Origin of the sequence: Pseudomonas sp. RIT-To-2, assembly GCF_029623465.1 — a bacterium.
GTDB lineage: Bacteria > Pseudomonadota > Gammaproteobacteria > Pseudomonadales > Pseudomonadaceae > Aquipseudomonas > Aquipseudomonas silvicola.
Map to the genome: position 1 here is coordinate 73,423 of NZ_JAPYKM010000008.1, position 15,198 is coordinate 88,620.

The following is a 15,198-nucleotide window of genomic DNA, read 5'->3' on the forward strand; positions in this document are numbered from 1 at the left end:
GCGGTTTATTCTCGGTACTCAATGGCTCTATGATGGGGCTCGCCAACGGGAGAACGACCATGCCGCTGCCCTCATTCAAAGAGCAATTCGCCGCCTTGATCGCCGCGCCTTCGGTGAGCTGCACCCAGGCCAGCCTGGACCAGACCAACAAGCCGGTGATCGACCTGCTGGCCAGTTGGCTGGGGGACCTGGGGTTCTCCTGTGACATTCATGAAGTGTCGCCGGGCAAGTTCAACCTGCTGGCCAGCCGCGGCACCGGCCCTGGCGGCCTGGTGCTGTCGGGCCACAGCGACACCGTGCCGTATGACGAAAAGCTCTGGCAGACCGACCCGCTCAAGCTCACCGAAGTGGACGGGCGCTGGGTAGGCCTGGGCAGCTGTGACATGAAAGGTTTCTTCGCCCTGATCATCGAGGCTGTGCGGCCATTGCTTGTGCATGACTTCAAGCAACCGCTGCTGATTCTCGCCACCTGTGACGAGGAAAGCTCCATGGCCGGGGCCAAGGCCCTGGCTGCGGCCGGCTGGCCGCTGGGCCGGGCGGCAGTGATCGGCGAGCCCACGGGCCTCAAACCCGTGCGCCTGCACAAGGGTGTGATGATGGAGCGCATCGATATCCTGGGGCGCAGCGGCCATTCCTCTGACCCAAGCCTTGGCCATAGCGCCATGGAAGCGATGCATGGCGCCATCAGCGAGCTGATGGGCCTGCGCAAACAGTGGCAGGTGGAATACAACAACCCGCAGTTCAGCGTGCCACAGCCAACCCTGAACTTTGGCTGCATCCATGGCGGCGACAACCCCAACCGTATTTGCGGCCAGTGCTCTCTGGAGTTCGACCTGCGGCCGTTGCCAGGCATGGACCCCACGGTGCTGCGCGACGCCATTCGCCAGAAGCTGCAACCCTTGGCCGAGTTGCACCAGGTGAAGATCGACTATGCGCCGCTGTTCAGCGAAGTGCCGCCCTTCGAGCAGGCCGCGGACTGCGAGCTGGTACAAGTAGCCGAACGTCTCACCGGCCATCGGGCGGAAGCGGTGGCATTCGGCACCGAAGCACCTTATCTTCAGCGCCTGGGTTGCGAGACCCTGATTCTGGGCCCTGGCGACATAGCCTGCGCGCACCAGCCAGGGGAATTCCTGGAAATGTCACGTCTGGACCCTACTGTGCGTCTATTGCGTGAACTGATCGAACATTACTGCCTGAAGCCGGTCAGCCTTTAAAGGTTGGCATCAGCCATTCGTACATGACCAGAGGAGAGTTGCGCGTGTCGCCAAGCCTGTTACGACGATAACCAGCAGCCAGCTGTGCGTTCCCATGTTGCTCGTCCACTTTTTCACAGGCTTTTGAGTTATGCCCGAATACGTCAATTGGCTTCGCCACGCGTCTCCCTACATCAACGCCCACCGGGATTGCACCTTTGTCGTCATGCTGCCCGGCGATGGTCTTGAACACCCGAATTTCGGCAACATCGTCCACGACCTGGTGTTGCTGCACAGCCTGGGCGTGCGCCTGGTACTGGTGCACGGCTCGCGCCCACAGATCGAAAGCCGCCTGGCGGCCCGTGGTCTGACCCCGCACTACCACCGTGGCCTGCGCATCACCGATGCCGCTACCCTGGAATGCGTGGTCGACGCCGTCGGCGCTTTGCGCATCGCCATCGAGGCGCGCCTGTCCATGGACATGGCGTCATCACCCATGCAGGGCGCACGCTTGCGCGTGGCCAGCGGCAACCTGGTCACGGGTCGCCCCATCGGTGTGGTCGAAGGCATTGACTACCACCACACGGGCGAAGTGCGCCGCGTTGACCGCAAGGGTATCAACCGCCTGCTGGACGAGCGCTCCATCGTTTTGCTGTCGCCGCTGGGCTACTCGCCCACCGGCGAGGTGTTCAACATTGCCTGCGAAGACGTCGCTACCCGCGCGGCCATCGACCTTGAAGCCGACAAGCTGCTGCTGTTCGGCGAGGATCGCGGCCTGATCGACGCCAACGGCAAACTGGTACGTGAACTGCGCCCGCAGCAGGTGCCAGCGCACCTGGAACGCCTGGGCATGGAAAACTACCAGGCCGAGCTGCTGGATGCCGCGGCTCAGGCCTGCAAGGGCGGTGTTGGCCGCAGCCATATCGTCAGCTATGCCGAGAATGGCGCGCTGCTGACCGAGCTGTTCACCCGCGACGGTGGCGGTACTCTGGTTGCCCAGGAACAGTTCGAGCAAGTGCGTGAGGCCGCTATCGAGGACGTCGGTGGCCTGCTGGACCTGATCAGCCCGCTGGAAGAGCAGGGCATTCTGGTGCGTCGTTCGCGTGAGGTGCTGGAACGCGAGATCGAGCAATTCAGCGTGGTGGAGCGCGAGGGCATGATCATCGCGTGCGCGGCGTTGTACCCCATTGCCGACTCCGAAGCCGGTGAACTGGCGTGCCTGGCCGTTAACCCGGAATACCGCCATGGCGGCCGTGGTGACGAGTTGCTGGAGCGCATCGAAGACCGTGCGCGGGAGATGGGCCTCAAGACCCTGTTCGTGTTGACGACCCGTACCGCTCACTGGTTCCGCGAGCGTGGCTTCGAGCCTAGCGGTGTGGAACGCCTGCCGGCGGCGCGAGCGTCGCTGTACAACTACCAGCGCAACTCGAAGATCTTCGAAAAAGCCCTCTGAGGGCATGCTGCAAGCTGCAGGCTAAAAGCTGCAGCTTGCAGCGGCTGCTTAGTTGCTGATCGCCAGGATGCTGGCCTGGTACGAGCCGACGAAGGTGTCGAAATCACCCACTTCGGTCTGTTCCAGCTCGGCCTGCTCGGCAATGGACTTGCGCGCCATTTCCTCGAATTTCGCCTGTTCTTCGCTACTCAATGCCTGGCTGCGGAAGAATTCCGCATGGGCCTGGCTCTGGCGCAGGGAGAACTGGGCGAAGCTCTCCTTGTGCTCCGCCATGCTTGCCAGCACCTGCGCCGAGGGGGTCAACGACGGGTCGCTGACTTTCGCTCGCTGGGCGGCCAGGGCTTTGGCGTGTTCATCGCTGCCATGGCTCCGGTCGAGCAGTTCGGCCAACGGCGCGATCTGCTCCAGCAGGTCGCTGGCCCATTCCTTGAGGTCCACGGCCTGGCCGTCGCGCTGCAATTGCAGGCCTGGCTTGCGCCCTTCCTTGACCACGCTGAGGAAGTTGTTGCTGGCGCCGCCGCACTCGGTGGTTTCCAGCAGCGGGCTGTCCTGCAGGGCGCAGTACAGCAGGAAGGCGTCCATGAACCGCGCTTCCGGCAGGTCGATGCCAGTGGGCAGGAACGGGTTGATGTCCAGGCAGCGTACTTCCACGTACTGCACGCCACGGGCCATCAGCGCCTGGATAGGCCGCTCGCCGGTGTAGGTCACGCGCTTGGGGCGAATGTTGGAGTAGTACTCGTTTTCGATCTGCAGGATGTTGGTGTTCAGCTGCACCCACTCGCCATCCTTGTGGGTGCCGATTTGCACATACGGCGCATACGGCGTGGCCACGGCCTTGCGCAGGCTATCGGTGTAGCTGGGCAGGTCGTTGTAGCAAGGGGTCAGGCCGGCCTGGGCGTTGCTCTGGTAACCCAGGTCGCTCATGCGCAGGCTGGTGGCGTACGGCAAATACAGGGTGTCAGCGTCCAGTTGCTCCAACTGGTGGCTGCGCCCGCGCAGAAAACCGGCGTCCAGGGCTGGCGAGGCACCGAACAGGTACATCAGCAGCCAGCTGTAGCGGCGGAAGTTGCGGATCAGGCCAATGTAGGCCGAGGACTGGTAGTCACGGTCGGTCTGCACGGCGCCTTCGGCTTCGCGCAGCAGCGGCCACAGCTGCTCGGGCAACGAGAAGTTGTAATGGATACCGGCGATGCACTGCATGGTGCGGCCGTAGCGCAGGGCCAGGCCCTGGCGGTACACGTACTTGAGCTGGCCGATGTTCGAGGTGCCGTAGTAGGCGATCGGGATGTCTTCTTCAGCCGGCAGCGGGCAAGGCATCGACGGGCTCCAGAGGAACTCGTTGCCCAGCTTGGTGTAGGCGAAGCGGTGGATCTTCTCCAGGCTCTGCAGGGTTTGCGCTGGATCTTCGAGGGCTGGGGTGATGAACTCCAGCAGCGACTCGGAATAGTCAGTGGTGATCTGTTCATGGGTCAGCGCGGCGCCCAGCGCTTCGGGGTGCGGGGTCTGTGCCAGGCGGCCCTGGGCAGTGACACGCAGGCATTCGCGCTCGATGCCGTGCAGGCAATGCTCGAGCAGGGTCAGGTTGGCTCGCTCGCCCAAAAGGCGCAGGCGGCGGTTGAGAAGTTCGCTCAAGTTGGATTCCTTCACGCGTCAGTCGCCCCAATATGGGGGTAGAGTTGACGGTCTACAAGGGTGACGAAAGGAACCGGCGTTGTCGCCTGGTTATGTTGCTTAGTGTCAGAATTTTCGTCTGACGTTCCGCTTTTTCCAGGTAGTCGATTCCGGCACCGCGTACGCAGTGCCGAAATTAACTCATTAGGGATACAAATCGCTAGAGAACCACGAAGGTCCCCTGTGCTTTTGCCATCAGTTTGTCGCCCTGAAGCACTTCGGCGTCGACCACCAGCGTGCGCTTGCCACCGTGAACGATGGTAGCCACGCACACCACCTCGCCCTGGGCGACTGGGCGCATGTAGTTGATCTTGCACTCCAGGGTCACGCTCTGCTGGTCGAAACCGTGGTGGCTTGAGCAGGCCAGGCCCATGGTGATGTCCACCAGGCTGAACAGCGCGCCGCCGTGCATCACCTGGCCGCGGTTGCGCAGGTGCGGCTCCAATGCCAGGGCCACCTCGGCCTTGCCCTTTTCCAGGCTCAGCAGGCGGCAGCCCAGCATCTGGCTGAAGGCGCTGTGTACCAGCGCTTCAGGGATATCCATCAGCGTTTCTTCAACTGCTTGGCATTGGCGAACAGCGAAGCCATGGCGTTGTTCACCGGCGCCGCGGCAGGTTCTTTCTGGCGTGCTGGCGCGCCCTGCTGGCGCGGGCTGGCGCCTGGGCGGCTGCCACGGGCACCATCGACTTTCTCGCCCGGGGTGTCGCTCATGCGCATCGACAGCCCCACGCGCTTGCGGGGGATGTCGACTTCCATGACCTTGACCTTGACCACATCACCGGCCTTGACCGCTTCGCGAGGGTCCTTGATGAACTTCTCCGACAGCGCCGAGATGTGCACCAGGCCGTCCTGGTGCACGCCGATGTCGACGAAGGCACCGAAGTTGGTGACGTTGGTCACCACACCTTCGAGGATCATGCCGGGTTCCAGGTCCTTGAGGTCTTCGACACCATCCTGGAAGGCGGCAGTCTTGAACTCCGGGCGCGGGTCGCGGCCGGGCTTGTCCAGTTCCTGGAGGATGTCGGTGACGGTCGGCAGGCCGAAGGTCTCGTCGGTGAACTTCTTCGGGTCCAGGCGCTTGAGGAAGGCGCTGTCGCCGATCAGCGAGCGAATATCGCGGTCGGTTTCGGCGGCGATGCGCTGTACCAGCGGGTAGGCTTCGGGGTGGACCGCCGAGGCATCCAGCGGGTTGTCGCCGTTCATCACGCGCAGGAAGCCTGCGGCCTGCTCGAAGGTTTTCTCGCCCAGGCGGCTGACTTTCTTCAGCGCCGCGCGGGTCTTGAAGGCGCCGTTCTCGTCACGGTGGGCAACGATGTTCTGCGCCAGGGTGCTGTTGAGCCCCGAAATGCGGGCCAACAGGGCGACCGACGCGGTGTTCACGTCCACGCCCACGGCGTTCACGCAGTCCTCGACCACGGCGTCCAGGCCACGGGCCAGCTTGAGTTGCGAAACGTCATGCTGGTACTGGCCGACACCGATGGACTTGGGGTCGATCTTCACCAGTTCTGCCAGCGGGTCTTGCAGGCGGCGGGCAATGGACACGGCGCCACGGATAGACACGTCCAGGTCAGGGAATTCCTTGGCCGCCAGTTCCGAGGCCGAATACACCGATGCCCCGGCTTCGGAGACCATGACCTTGGTCATCTTCAGGCCTGGGTATTTCTTGATCAGGTCGGCGGCCAGCTTATCGGTCTCGCGGCTGGCGGTGCCGTTGCCGATGGCGATCAGGTCCACCGAGTGCTTGGCGCACAGGGCGGCCAGCACAGCGATGGTCTGGTCCCATTTGTTGTGCGGTACGTGAGGGTAGACGGTGGCGGTGTCCAGCACCTTGCCGGTGGCGTCGACCACGGCCACCTTGCAGCCGGTGCGCAGGCCCGGGTCCAGGCCCAGGGTGGCGCGCGGGCCGGCAGGGGCGGCCAGCAGCAGGTCGTGCAGGTTGTGAGCGAAGACGTTGATGGCTTCGGCCTCGGCACCGTCGCGCAGCTCGCCGAACAGGTCGGTTTCCAGGTGGGTATACAGCTTGACCTTCCAGGTCCAGCGCACTACCTCACCCAACCACTTGTCGGCAGGGCGGTTCTGGTTTTTCAGGGCGAAATGCTCGCCGATCATCATTTCGCACGGGTGCAGGGTGCCCGGCGCTTCATCGCCGACTTTCAGCGTCGAGCTGAGCACGCCTTCATTGCGGCCACGGAAAATCGCCAGGGCGCGGTGCGAGGGCATGCTCTTTAGCGGCTCGTCATGTTCGAAGTAGTCGCGGAACTTGGCGCCTTCCTCCTCCTTGCCCGCCACGACGCGGGCACTGATGGTGGCTTCCTGCTTGAGGAAGTTGCGCAGCTTGTCCAGCAGCTTGGCGTCTTCGGCGAAGCGCTCCATGAGAATGTACTTGGCGCCTTCCAGGGCGGCCTTGGTGTCGGCCACGCCCTTGTCGGCGCTGACGAAACGGGCGGCCTCGGATTCGGGCGTCAGCATCGGGTCGGCCAGCAGGCCATCGGCCAGCTCGCCCAGGCCGGCTTCCAGGGCGATCTGGCCCTTGGTGCGGCGTTTCTGTTTATAGGGCAGGTAAAGGTCTTCGAGGCGGGTCTTGGTGTCGGCGAGGTTGATGTCGCGGGCCAGCTCCGGGGTCAGTTTGCCCTGCTCCTCGATGCTGGCCAGAATGCTGGCGCGGCGGTCATCGAGTTCGCGCAGGTAGCGCAGGCGTTCTTCCAGGTTGCGCAGTTGGGTGTCGTCCAGGCTCCCGGTCACTTCCTTCCGATAGCGGGCGATGAAAGGCACCGTGGAGCCTTCATCCAAAAGAGCCACGGCCGCTTCGACCTGCTGTGGGCGTACGCCGAGTTCTGCGGCGATGCGGCTGTTGATGCTGTCCATAAGACCACCTGACCAATTGTGAATGCAGAGCCGCCGGGCACGCCCGGCCTGAAAGGGGCGCATTATAACCAGCGATTCCGGGTTGGGGCATGATGGCAAAGTCACCTGTCGGCGTGTCTGCCATGGCAACCCAGGTAAAATCTGCTAACAATGCACACAGCACACTGTTTCGGCAGCTGCGCCATAATGCACGCCGAGATCACAGGAGTAAGCCATGAGCAGTACTGCACAAGCACCAAAGATTCTGATTGTTGACGACGATCAGGTCATCCGGGATCGGCTGGTGCGCTTCCTCACCGAAAACACCGACTTCAATGTCCGCGCCGTGGGGGACACCAAGGAAATGGACCGCCTGTTGGCGCGCGAGTCCTACAACCTGATCGTGCTCGACCTGATGCTGCCCGGCGAAGACGGCCTCACGGCCGCCGCGCGCCTGCGTCGCGAGAAGGCCAACCCCATCCCGGTGATCATGCTCACCGCGAAGGGTGACGACCAGGACCGCATCCGCGGACTGGAGCACGCCGACGACTACCTGGGCAAACCATTCAACCCCCACGAGCTGGTGGCGCGTATCAAGGCGGTGCTGTTCCGCCGTGTCGCCCCGGTGCCCGGCGCCCCGGCCAGCGAGGACGAGGTGGTTACCTTCGGCGACTATTCCCTGTCGCTGGCCACCCGCGAGCTCAAGCGTGGCGACGAAGTGCACATGCTGACCACCGGCGAGTTCGCCGTGCTCAAGGCACTGGTCATGCACGCCCGCGAGCCGCTGACCCGCGACAAACTGATGAACCTGGCCCGCGGCCGCGAGTGGGACGCGCTGGAGCGATCCATCGATGTACAGATTTCCCGCCTGCGTCGTATGATCGAGCCCGACCCGTCCAAGCCGCGCTACATCCAGACCGTGTGGGGCGTGGGTTACGTGTTCGTGCCGGACGGCAACAGCAAGTGATGGGGCATTTGTAGGAGCGAGCCGTTCCGGCGCGATGGCCCGGAAGGCTCGTTATCCGCAACCTGCGCGAGCGGCGCTCGTTCCTGCGATGTTTATGGCTGTTGTTTATGAAAACCCCGGTTTGGTTTCCCCAGAGCTTTTTCGCCCGCACGCTGTGGCTGGTGCTGATCGTCGTGCTGTTCTCCAAGGCGCTGACCCTGGTTTATCTGTTGATGAACGAGGACGTGCTGGTGGACCGGCAATACAGCCATGGTGTGGCGCTGACCCTGCGTGCCTATTGGGCGGCCGACGAAGATGACCGTGAACGCATCGCCGATGCCGCTGGCCTGATCCGCGTGGTGGGTGGCGGTGTGCCCGAAGGCGAACAGCACTGGCCCTACAGCGAGATCTACCAGCGACAGATGCAGGCCGAACTGGGTGAGGACACCGAGGTACGCCTGCGTGTGCACGCCCCACCTGCCTTGTGGGTACGGGCGCCAAGCCTGGGGGCTGGCTGGCTGAAGGTGCCGCTGTACCCGCATCCTTTGCGCGGGCAGAAGATCTGGAGCGTGCTGGGCTGGTTCCTGGCCATCGGGTTGCTGTCCACGGCATCGGCGTGGATCTTCGTACGCCAGCTCAACCAGCCACTCAAGCGCCTGGTATTCGCCGCCCGGCAACTGGGGCAGGGGCGCAGTGTGCGCCTGCCAGTCAGTGACACGCCCAGCGAGATGACCGAGGTGTACAAGGCATTCAACCAGATGGCCGAGGATGTCGAACAGGCGGGGCGCGAGCGTGAGTTGATGCTGGCAGGGGTTTCCCACGACCTGCGCACGCCATTGACCCGACTGCGCCTGTCCACCGAGTTCATGGACCCCAGCAGCGACCTGGCCGCGGACATGCAGCGGGACATCGAAGACATGGACGCGATTCTCGACCAGTTCCTGGCCTTCATCCGGGATGGCCGCGACGAGGCCATCGAGGAGGTCGACCTGGCGCAGTTGGTCGAGGAAGCCGTGGCGCCGTTCAATCAGCCCCACGAGCAGGTGCGCCTGTGCCTGGAGCCGATACCGCCGTTCCCGTTGCGCCGGGTCTCGATGAAACGCTTGCTGACCAACCTGATTGGCAATGCCCTGCACCATGCGGGTGATGGCGTGGAAGTGGCGGCCTATGTGTCGGGGGACAACAGCGCGCCTTATGTGGTGCTCAGCGTGCTGGACCGGGGTGCGGGTATTCCGGAAGAAGAGCTGGCGAGTATTTTCGACCCGTTCATTCGCGGCGACCGTGCGCGCAGTGGCAAGGGCACCGGGTTGGGCCTGGCCATCGTGAAGCGCATTGCCGCCATGCATGGCGGCAACGTCGAACTGCGCAACCGCTCGGGTGGCGGGCTGGAAGCGCGAGTGCGCTTGCCGCTTGGCCTGATGCTGCCCCGCGACGCCACCTGACGGTGCGCGTCGCCTGATTCCAAACGGTACTGGATCAGCCTTTGCCCTTGGTCCTGGTCTGATTGGGCCCGCCGTTCTTCTCCAGGTGCTCGATGATCATCCCGGCCACGTCCTTGCCGGTGGTCACTTCAATACCTTCCAGCCCTGGCGAGGAATTCACTTCCATCACGAGCGGCCCGTGGTTGGAGCGCAGGATATCCACGCCAGCCACGCTCAAGCCCATGACCTTGGCCGCGCGAATGGCGGTCATGCGCTCTTCGGGGGTGATCTTGATCAGGCTGGCGCTGCCGCCGCGGTGCAGGTTTGAGCGGAATTCACCCGGTTTGGCCTGACGCTTCATCGAGGCGATGACCTTGTCACCCACCACGAAGCAGCGAATGTCGGCGCCACCGGCTTCCTTGATGTATTCCTGCACCATGATGTTCTGCTTCAGGCCCATGAAGGCCTCGATCACCGATTCGGCCGCCTTGGTGGTTTCGCACAGCACCACGCCGATGCCCTGGGTCCCTTCCAGTACCTTGATCACCAGCGGTGCGCCGTTGACCATCTGGATCAGGTCGGGAATATCATCGGGGGAGTGAGCGAACCCTGTCACCGGCAGGCCGATGCCGCGGCGCGACAGCAACTGCAGCGAGCGCAGCTTGTCGCGGGAACGGGCGATGGCCACCGACTCGTTGAGCGGGTACACCCCCATCATTTCGAACTGGCGCAACACCGCGCAGCCATAGAAAGTCACCGAGGCGCCGATGCGTGGAATCACTGCGTCGAAGCCTTCCAGCGGTTTGCCGCGGTAATGGATCTGCGGCTTGTGGCTGGCGATGTTCATGTAGGCGCGCAAGGTATCGATCACTACCATTTCATGCCCGCGAGCGACCCCGGCTTCAACCAGGCGGCGGGTGGAATACAGACGCGGGTTCCGCGACAGCACAGCGATCTTCATGCAACACCTGTGGAAGAGGTAGTAGAGGCCGGGAACACCGGCTTGTCTTGAACGTAGGTAACGCCTGGGTTGACCACCAGTTGGCCATGCACCAGGGCTTTGGAGCCCAGCAGCAGGCGATAACGCATCGCCTTGCGGCAGGCCAGGGTAAATTCCACATCCCACACCCGGTCGCCCAGCGCCAGGGTGGTGCGGATGACGTAGCGGGTCTGTGCGTGGCCGTTGGAGCTCTTGATGGTCTTCATTGCCACCAGCGGTGCTTCGCAGCGCCGGTGGCGCAGTTGCACCACGGAGCCCAGGTGGGCATTGAAACGCACCCACTTTTCGCCATTGCGCTCGAACGGCTCTATTTCCGTAGCGTGCAGGCTTGAGGTGCTGGCGCCGGTATCGATTTTGGCACGCAGGCCGGCGACCCCCAGGTCGGGGAGCGCCACCCACTCGCGCAGGCCGATAACGGTCAAATGATCAAATGTTTTCAAAAGGGCAACCGACGATAAAAGGTTTCCGGTCGGCCCATGCTCCACGGCGCGCCGGGCAGGGCAAATTCAACCCCAGCATAGCCGCCGGTAACGGAGCGCGGAACGACGTGACGCGCAAAGCGCGGTATTCACGCAGAAACCGGTGCAAATGGCGATAGATATTGAGTAACAACCTGAAGATTTCGTTCATCCCTGCCTCCGTCGGGCCTACCTTGAACTGTACCCGTCGGGCGTCCGACCTTGCATCCGACAGGCACGGTAGTACAGTTCCATTAAATTCCTGAGTTGAGGTATCGCAGTGGCACAAAAACAGGAAGAGGACGACAAGGTTCGTCTGGACAAATGGCTGTGGGCAGCGCGTTTCTACAAAACGCGTGCTCTGGCCAAGGCGGCCATAGAAAGCGGCAAGGTGCATTGCCGGGGCGAGCGCTGCAAGCCGGGCAAAGAGCCCAGGGTGGGGGATGAATTCCAGCTGCGCACCGGCTTCGACGAGCGCACGGTGGTGGTCAAGGCACTGTCGGTAGTGCGCCGTGGGGCGCCCGAAGCACAGCAGCTATATGAGGAAACGCCACAGAGCGTGGCCAAGCGGGAAGAGGCAGCGCAGTTGCGCAAGGCGGGGTCGCTGGGTGTGACCACCGATGGGCGGCCGACCAAGAAACAGCGTCGGCAGCTCCATCAGTTCCACAGCGAGTCTTAAGCGCTGACCACGCTCAGGCAGCGTACCAGCGGAATACGCTGCAACACTTTGAACAGCGGCTGGGTCACGCGCAGCAACCAGGTCGAGACGCAGGCGGCGAACGGGGTGTAATAGCCCCAGCCCAGCGCCAGCAGGGCCATGGCCACGCCACCGATGTAGTCATCCTGGCCCCAATGGGCACCAGCGACCAGGCGTGGCATTGAAAACAGCAGCACCAGCCCCCAGATCACGAAATACTGGCCGAACCGGCGAGCGAAAATGCTCATGAACATGCCCCAGATCAGCAACACCGAGGCGTGGTCGCCAGGGAAGCTCTGGTTCGAGCCGTCCTTGAGTTCCAGGTGCGGGTTGATGTTGGGGTACAGGTCGCCCAGCTTGATGGCATCGGGCAGTACCAGCGACGGGCTGTGATGTTGCCAACCCATGGCATCGCAGACCTTGTCGAACACCGCCCGGATGACCAGCAGCAGTATCAGCATCGACACGAAGGCGATGGTTGCCTGACGCGCATGGATCGCCTCGATCACCCAGTCACCGCGAATCAGCAGGGACAGCAGGATCAACCCGACGATGATGTCGAACGGGCGCATGCTTGCCACTGCCCATATCGAACGCCACACGGTGTGGTCCGCCAATGGCTGGTTGAGCAGGTGGAACAGCCATTCGTCGAAAGACGTGAACAGCGCATGACCGGACGGCAGCAACCACAGCCCAATCAGCGCCAGCGGTACTAGATTACACAGCAGCAGCCCTCGTACGTTCCACCTTGCTTGGAACAGTGCGGGTTTGTTCATAAGATACCTCTATGTCAGACAGAGCGATCCGCACCAGGCTGGTGCTCTAAAACGGGCTTTTATAGGCCCTTGTAAACATCTTGTCACTATTATCAGATACCCAGACTCCTATGCACGACACACCGGATACCGATTACACCCAACGTTTCATCTTCGACGAATGCGACATTCGTGGTGAGATGGTCTCGCTTGAGCGCAGCTACGCCGAAGTACTGGCCAAGCACCCCTACCCGGAACCGGTGGCCCAGCTGCTGGGTGAGTTCATGGCGGCCGCGGCATTGCTGGTCGGCACCCTGAAGTTCGACGGGCTGCTCATTCTTCAGGCTCGCTCCGACGGCCCGGTGCCGTTGCTGATGATCGAGTGCTCCAGCGAGCGCGATATCCGCGGCCTGGCGCGCTATGAAGCCGATGCCATTCCTGCGGGCGCGACCCTGGCCGACCTGATGCCCAACGGTGTGCTGGCAATGACCGTAGACCCAAACAAGGGTCAGCGCTACCAGGGCATCGTCGAATTGGACGGCGCCGACCTGTCGGAGTGTTTCACCAACTACTTCAAGGTCTCCGAGCAGTTGGGCACGCGGTTCTGGCTGCACGCCAATGGTTCCCGTGCTCGCGGCATGCTGTTGCAGCAACTGCCGGCCGACAAGCTGAAAGATGCCGAGGAGCGCGAAGCCAGCTGGCAGGACGCAACCGTGCTGGCCGGTACCCTCACCGCTGAAGAGCTGCTGGGGCTGGATAACGAGACCGTGTTGCACCGCCTTTACCATGACCAGGCCGTGCGCCTGTTCGATGTGCAACCGCTGCGCTTCAATTGCAGTTGCTCGCGAGAGCGCTCTTCCCGTGCGCTGATCAGCCTTGGCGAAGCCGATGCCCAGGCATTGGTGGCCGAACGTGGCGGTGTGATCGAGATCGATTGCCAGTTCTGCAGCCAGCGCTATCTCTTTGATAGCACTGAAGTTACCCAGCTGTTCGCCGGTGGGGGTCTGGAGGTCCCGTCAGATACCCGTCACTGAAACGTTTAAGTTAAGCAGGATCATGCCAGTAGCGTCGGGTTGTCGCCGTTTCGACAGGAGGCCTCTACTTTTTCTGGACGTTTCTGGCATAATCCGGCCCACTTTTAGAGCTGTAGTAGTTTTTTTGTCTCTACTACAAAACGTTTGGAGTACTCGGCCCTTGGCCGACGGGGAACCTCATGACGCAAGCTAATAACACCGTGTACACCGATCTGAGCATCGATGAGCTGGTACAAGAAGCCCTGAAGCGCGGTGAAGGCGAGCTCGCCGATACCGGCGCGCTGGTCGTGAAAACAGGTCACCGTACCGGTCGTTCGCCGGTTGACCGCTTTATCGTCGAAGAAGCCTCCACCCAGGACGCCATCGCCTGGGGCCCGATCAACCGCAAGTTCCCCGCCGACAAGTTCGACGCCCTGTGGGACCGCGTTGCCGCCTACCTGGGCGAGCGCGAGCGTTTTGTCTCCCACGTTCACGTAGGCTCTGACGAAGCGCACTACCTGGCCGTCAAGATGACCACCGAGACTGCCTGGCACAACCTGTTCGGCCGTTGCCTGTTCATCAACCCGGAAAGCTACAACCCGGGCGCCAAGCAGGAATGGCAAGTCATGAACGCCCCTTGGTTCGTGTGCGAACCAGAGCGTGATGGCACCAACTCCGACGGCACTGTGATCATCAACTTTGCCGCCAAGAAAGTACTGATCGCTGGCATGCGTTACGCCGGCGAGATGAAGAAAGCCATGTTCTCGGTGCAGAACTTCCTGCTGCCGGCTGTTGACGTACTGCCAATGCACTGCGCGGCCAACATGGGCGAAGACGGCGACGTCACCTTGTTCTTCGGCTTGTCGGGCACCGGCAAGACCACCCTGTCGGCTGACGAAAGCCGTTACCTGATCGGCGACGACGAGCACGGCTGGGGCGAAGGCGTTGTCTTCAACATCGAAGGCGGCTGCTACGCCAAGTGCATCGACCTGTCCGAGAAGAACGAGCCCGTCATCTGGAAAGCCATCCAGCACGGCGCGGTTCTGGAGAACGTGGTCCTGGACCCGGTCACCAAGAAAGCCGACTACGCCGACGACAGCCTGACCCAGAACAGCCGCGCCGCTTACCCGCGCGAGCTGATCGAAAAGCGCGCACCGAAAAACCTCGGTGGCGAGCCCAATGCCGTTATCTTCCTGACCTGCGACCTGACCGGCGTGCTGCCGCCAGTGTCCATCCTCAGCGAAGAGCAGGCCGCGTATCACTTCCTGTCGGGCTACACCGCACTGGTGGGCTCCACTGAAATGGGCTCGGGCGCCGGCATCAAGTCGACCTTCTCCACCTGCTTCGGCGCGCCGTTCTTCCCGCGCCCGGCTGGCGAGTACGCCGAACTGCTGATCAAGCGTATCCGTGGCTTCAACTCCAAGGTGTACCTGGTCAACACCGGCTGGACCGGTGGTGGCTACGGCGTGGGCAAGCGCTTCAACATCCCTACCACCCGTGGCGTGATCGCGGCCATTCAGAGCGGTGCTCTGATTGGCGCGGAAACCGAGCACCTGGGCACCATCAACCTGGACGTGCCAAAAGCCGTTCCAGGCGTCGACACCGTGCTGCTCAACCCGCGCAACACCTGGGCTGACCACGCTGCCTACGACGAAGCCGCCAAGGGCCTGGCCAAGCTGTTCATCGAGAACTTCAAGAAGTTCGAGGTGAGCGACGCCATCCGTAACGCCGGTCCGCAGCTGTAATA

The 15,198-nt window shown here is 62.6% G+C and carries 14 protein-coding genes; 7 read left to right on the top strand and 7 right to left on the bottom strand.

Features of this window, described 5'->3' with window-relative positions; translation table 11 throughout:
* The first annotated feature begins 59 nt into the window (after positions 1-59).
* Complete coding sequence (gene argE / locus QBK88_RS09545) at positions 60-1,214, top strand: acetylornithine deacetylase (RefSeq protein ID WP_277961871.1); 1,155 nt, start codon at positions 60-62, stop codon at positions 1,212-1,214.
* Between the two features lie 130 nt (positions 1,215-1,344).
* Complete coding sequence (gene argA / locus QBK88_RS09550) at positions 1,345-2,646, top strand: amino-acid N-acetyltransferase (protein ID WP_268146270.1); 1,302 nt, start codon at positions 1,345-1,347, stop codon at positions 2,644-2,646.
* 48 nt (positions 2,647-2,694) lie between these two features.
* Here the strand turns inward: argA and gshA are convergent, their stop codons facing one another.
* The 3 genes from gshA to QBK88_RS09565 all read right to left on the bottom strand — a co-directional run bounded on the left by gshA (position 2,695) and on the right by QBK88_RS09565 (position 7,182).
* A complete protein-coding gene (gshA, locus tag QBK88_RS09555; protein ID WP_277961872.1) occupies positions 2,695-4,278 on the bottom strand; it encodes a glutamate--cysteine ligase in 1,584 nt (527 codons plus the stop codon).
* Positions 4,279-4,477: 199 nt separating this feature from the next.
* On the bottom strand, positions 4,478-4,861 hold the full coding sequence (locus tag QBK88_RS09560) for a PaaI family thioesterase (RefSeq protein WP_158156155.1): 384 nt from the start codon (positions 4,859-4,861) through the stop codon (positions 4,478-4,480).
* Positions 4,861-7,182, bottom strand: a complete 2,322-nt coding sequence (locus tag QBK88_RS09565) for a Tex family protein (RefSeq protein WP_277961873.1) — start codon at positions 7,180-7,182, stop codon at positions 4,861-4,863. The genes QBK88_RS09560 and QBK88_RS09565 overlap by 1 nt, the downstream gene beginning before the upstream one ends.
* Before the next feature lie 214 nt (positions 7,183-7,396).
* On the opposite strand from QBK88_RS09565, the gene ompR reads away from it, so the two are divergent.
* The gene (gene ompR, locus QBK88_RS09570) at positions 7,397-8,128 is read left to right on the top strand and encodes an osmolarity response regulator transcription factor OmpR (RefSeq protein ID WP_268146263.1); all 732 of its coding nucleotides are present in this window, start codon (positions 7,397-7,399) and stop codon (positions 8,126-8,128) included.
* A 107-nt stretch (positions 8,129-8,235) separates the two neighbouring features.
* Positions 8,236-9,549 (top strand): ATP-binding protein, encoded by a 1,314-nt coding sequence (locus tag QBK88_RS09575; protein WP_277961874.1) that lies wholly within the window; start codon positions 8,236-8,238, stop codon positions 9,547-9,549.
* A gap of 34 nt (positions 9,550-9,583) precedes the next feature.
* On the opposite strand, the gene rimK is transcribed toward QBK88_RS09575, so the two are convergent.
* The 3 genes from rimK to QBK88_RS09590 are packed head-to-tail and all read right to left on the bottom strand — an operon-like array spanning position 9,584 to position 11,158.
* Entirely contained in the window at positions 9,584-10,489 is a 906-nt protein-coding gene (rimK, locus tag QBK88_RS09580) for a 30S ribosomal protein S6--L-glutamate ligase (protein ID WP_158156163.1), read from the bottom strand.
* Positions 10,486-10,968, bottom strand: a complete 483-nt coding sequence (rimB, locus tag QBK88_RS09585) for a retropepsin-like aspartic endopeptidase RimB (protein ID WP_268146258.1) — start codon at positions 10,966-10,968, stop codon at positions 10,486-10,488. Before rimB ends, rimK begins: the two co-directional genes overlap by 4 nt.
* A complete protein-coding gene (locus QBK88_RS09590; protein ID WP_277961875.1) occupies positions 10,955-11,158 on the bottom strand; it encodes a hypothetical protein in 204 nt (67 codons plus the stop codon). Before QBK88_RS09590 ends, rimB begins: the two co-directional genes overlap by 14 nt.
* 108 nt (positions 11,159-11,266) lie before the next feature.
* On the opposite strand from QBK88_RS09590, the gene QBK88_RS09595 reads away from it, so the two are divergent.
* Positions 11,267-11,665 (top strand): RNA-binding S4 domain-containing protein, encoded by a 399-nt coding sequence (locus QBK88_RS09595; RefSeq protein WP_268146254.1) that lies wholly within the window; start codon positions 11,267-11,269, stop codon positions 11,663-11,665.
* On the opposite strand, the gene QBK88_RS09600 is transcribed toward QBK88_RS09595, so the two are convergent.
* Entirely contained in the window at positions 11,662-12,459 is a 798-nt protein-coding gene (locus QBK88_RS09600; RefSeq protein WP_268146252.1) for a phosphatase PAP2 family protein, read from the bottom strand. The two genes, QBK88_RS09595 and QBK88_RS09600, sit on opposite strands and share 4 nt — an antisense overlap.
* Before the next feature lie 110 nt (positions 12,460-12,569).
* On the opposite strand from QBK88_RS09600, the gene hslO reads away from it, so the two are divergent.
* Both hslO and QBK88_RS09610 read left to right on the top strand, forming a co-directional pair.
* Positions 12,570-13,472, top strand: coding sequence for an Hsp33 family molecular chaperone HslO (gene hslO, locus QBK88_RS09605; protein WP_268146250.1), 903 nt, complete (start codon positions 12,570-12,572; stop codon positions 13,470-13,472).
* A 179-nt stretch (positions 13,473-13,651) separates the two neighbouring features.
* Positions 13,652-15,196, top strand: coding sequence for a phosphoenolpyruvate carboxykinase (locus QBK88_RS09610; protein ID WP_277961876.1), 1,545 nt, complete (start codon positions 13,652-13,654; stop codon positions 15,194-15,196).
* The last annotated feature ends 2 nt before the right edge of the window (positions 15,197-15,198 follow it).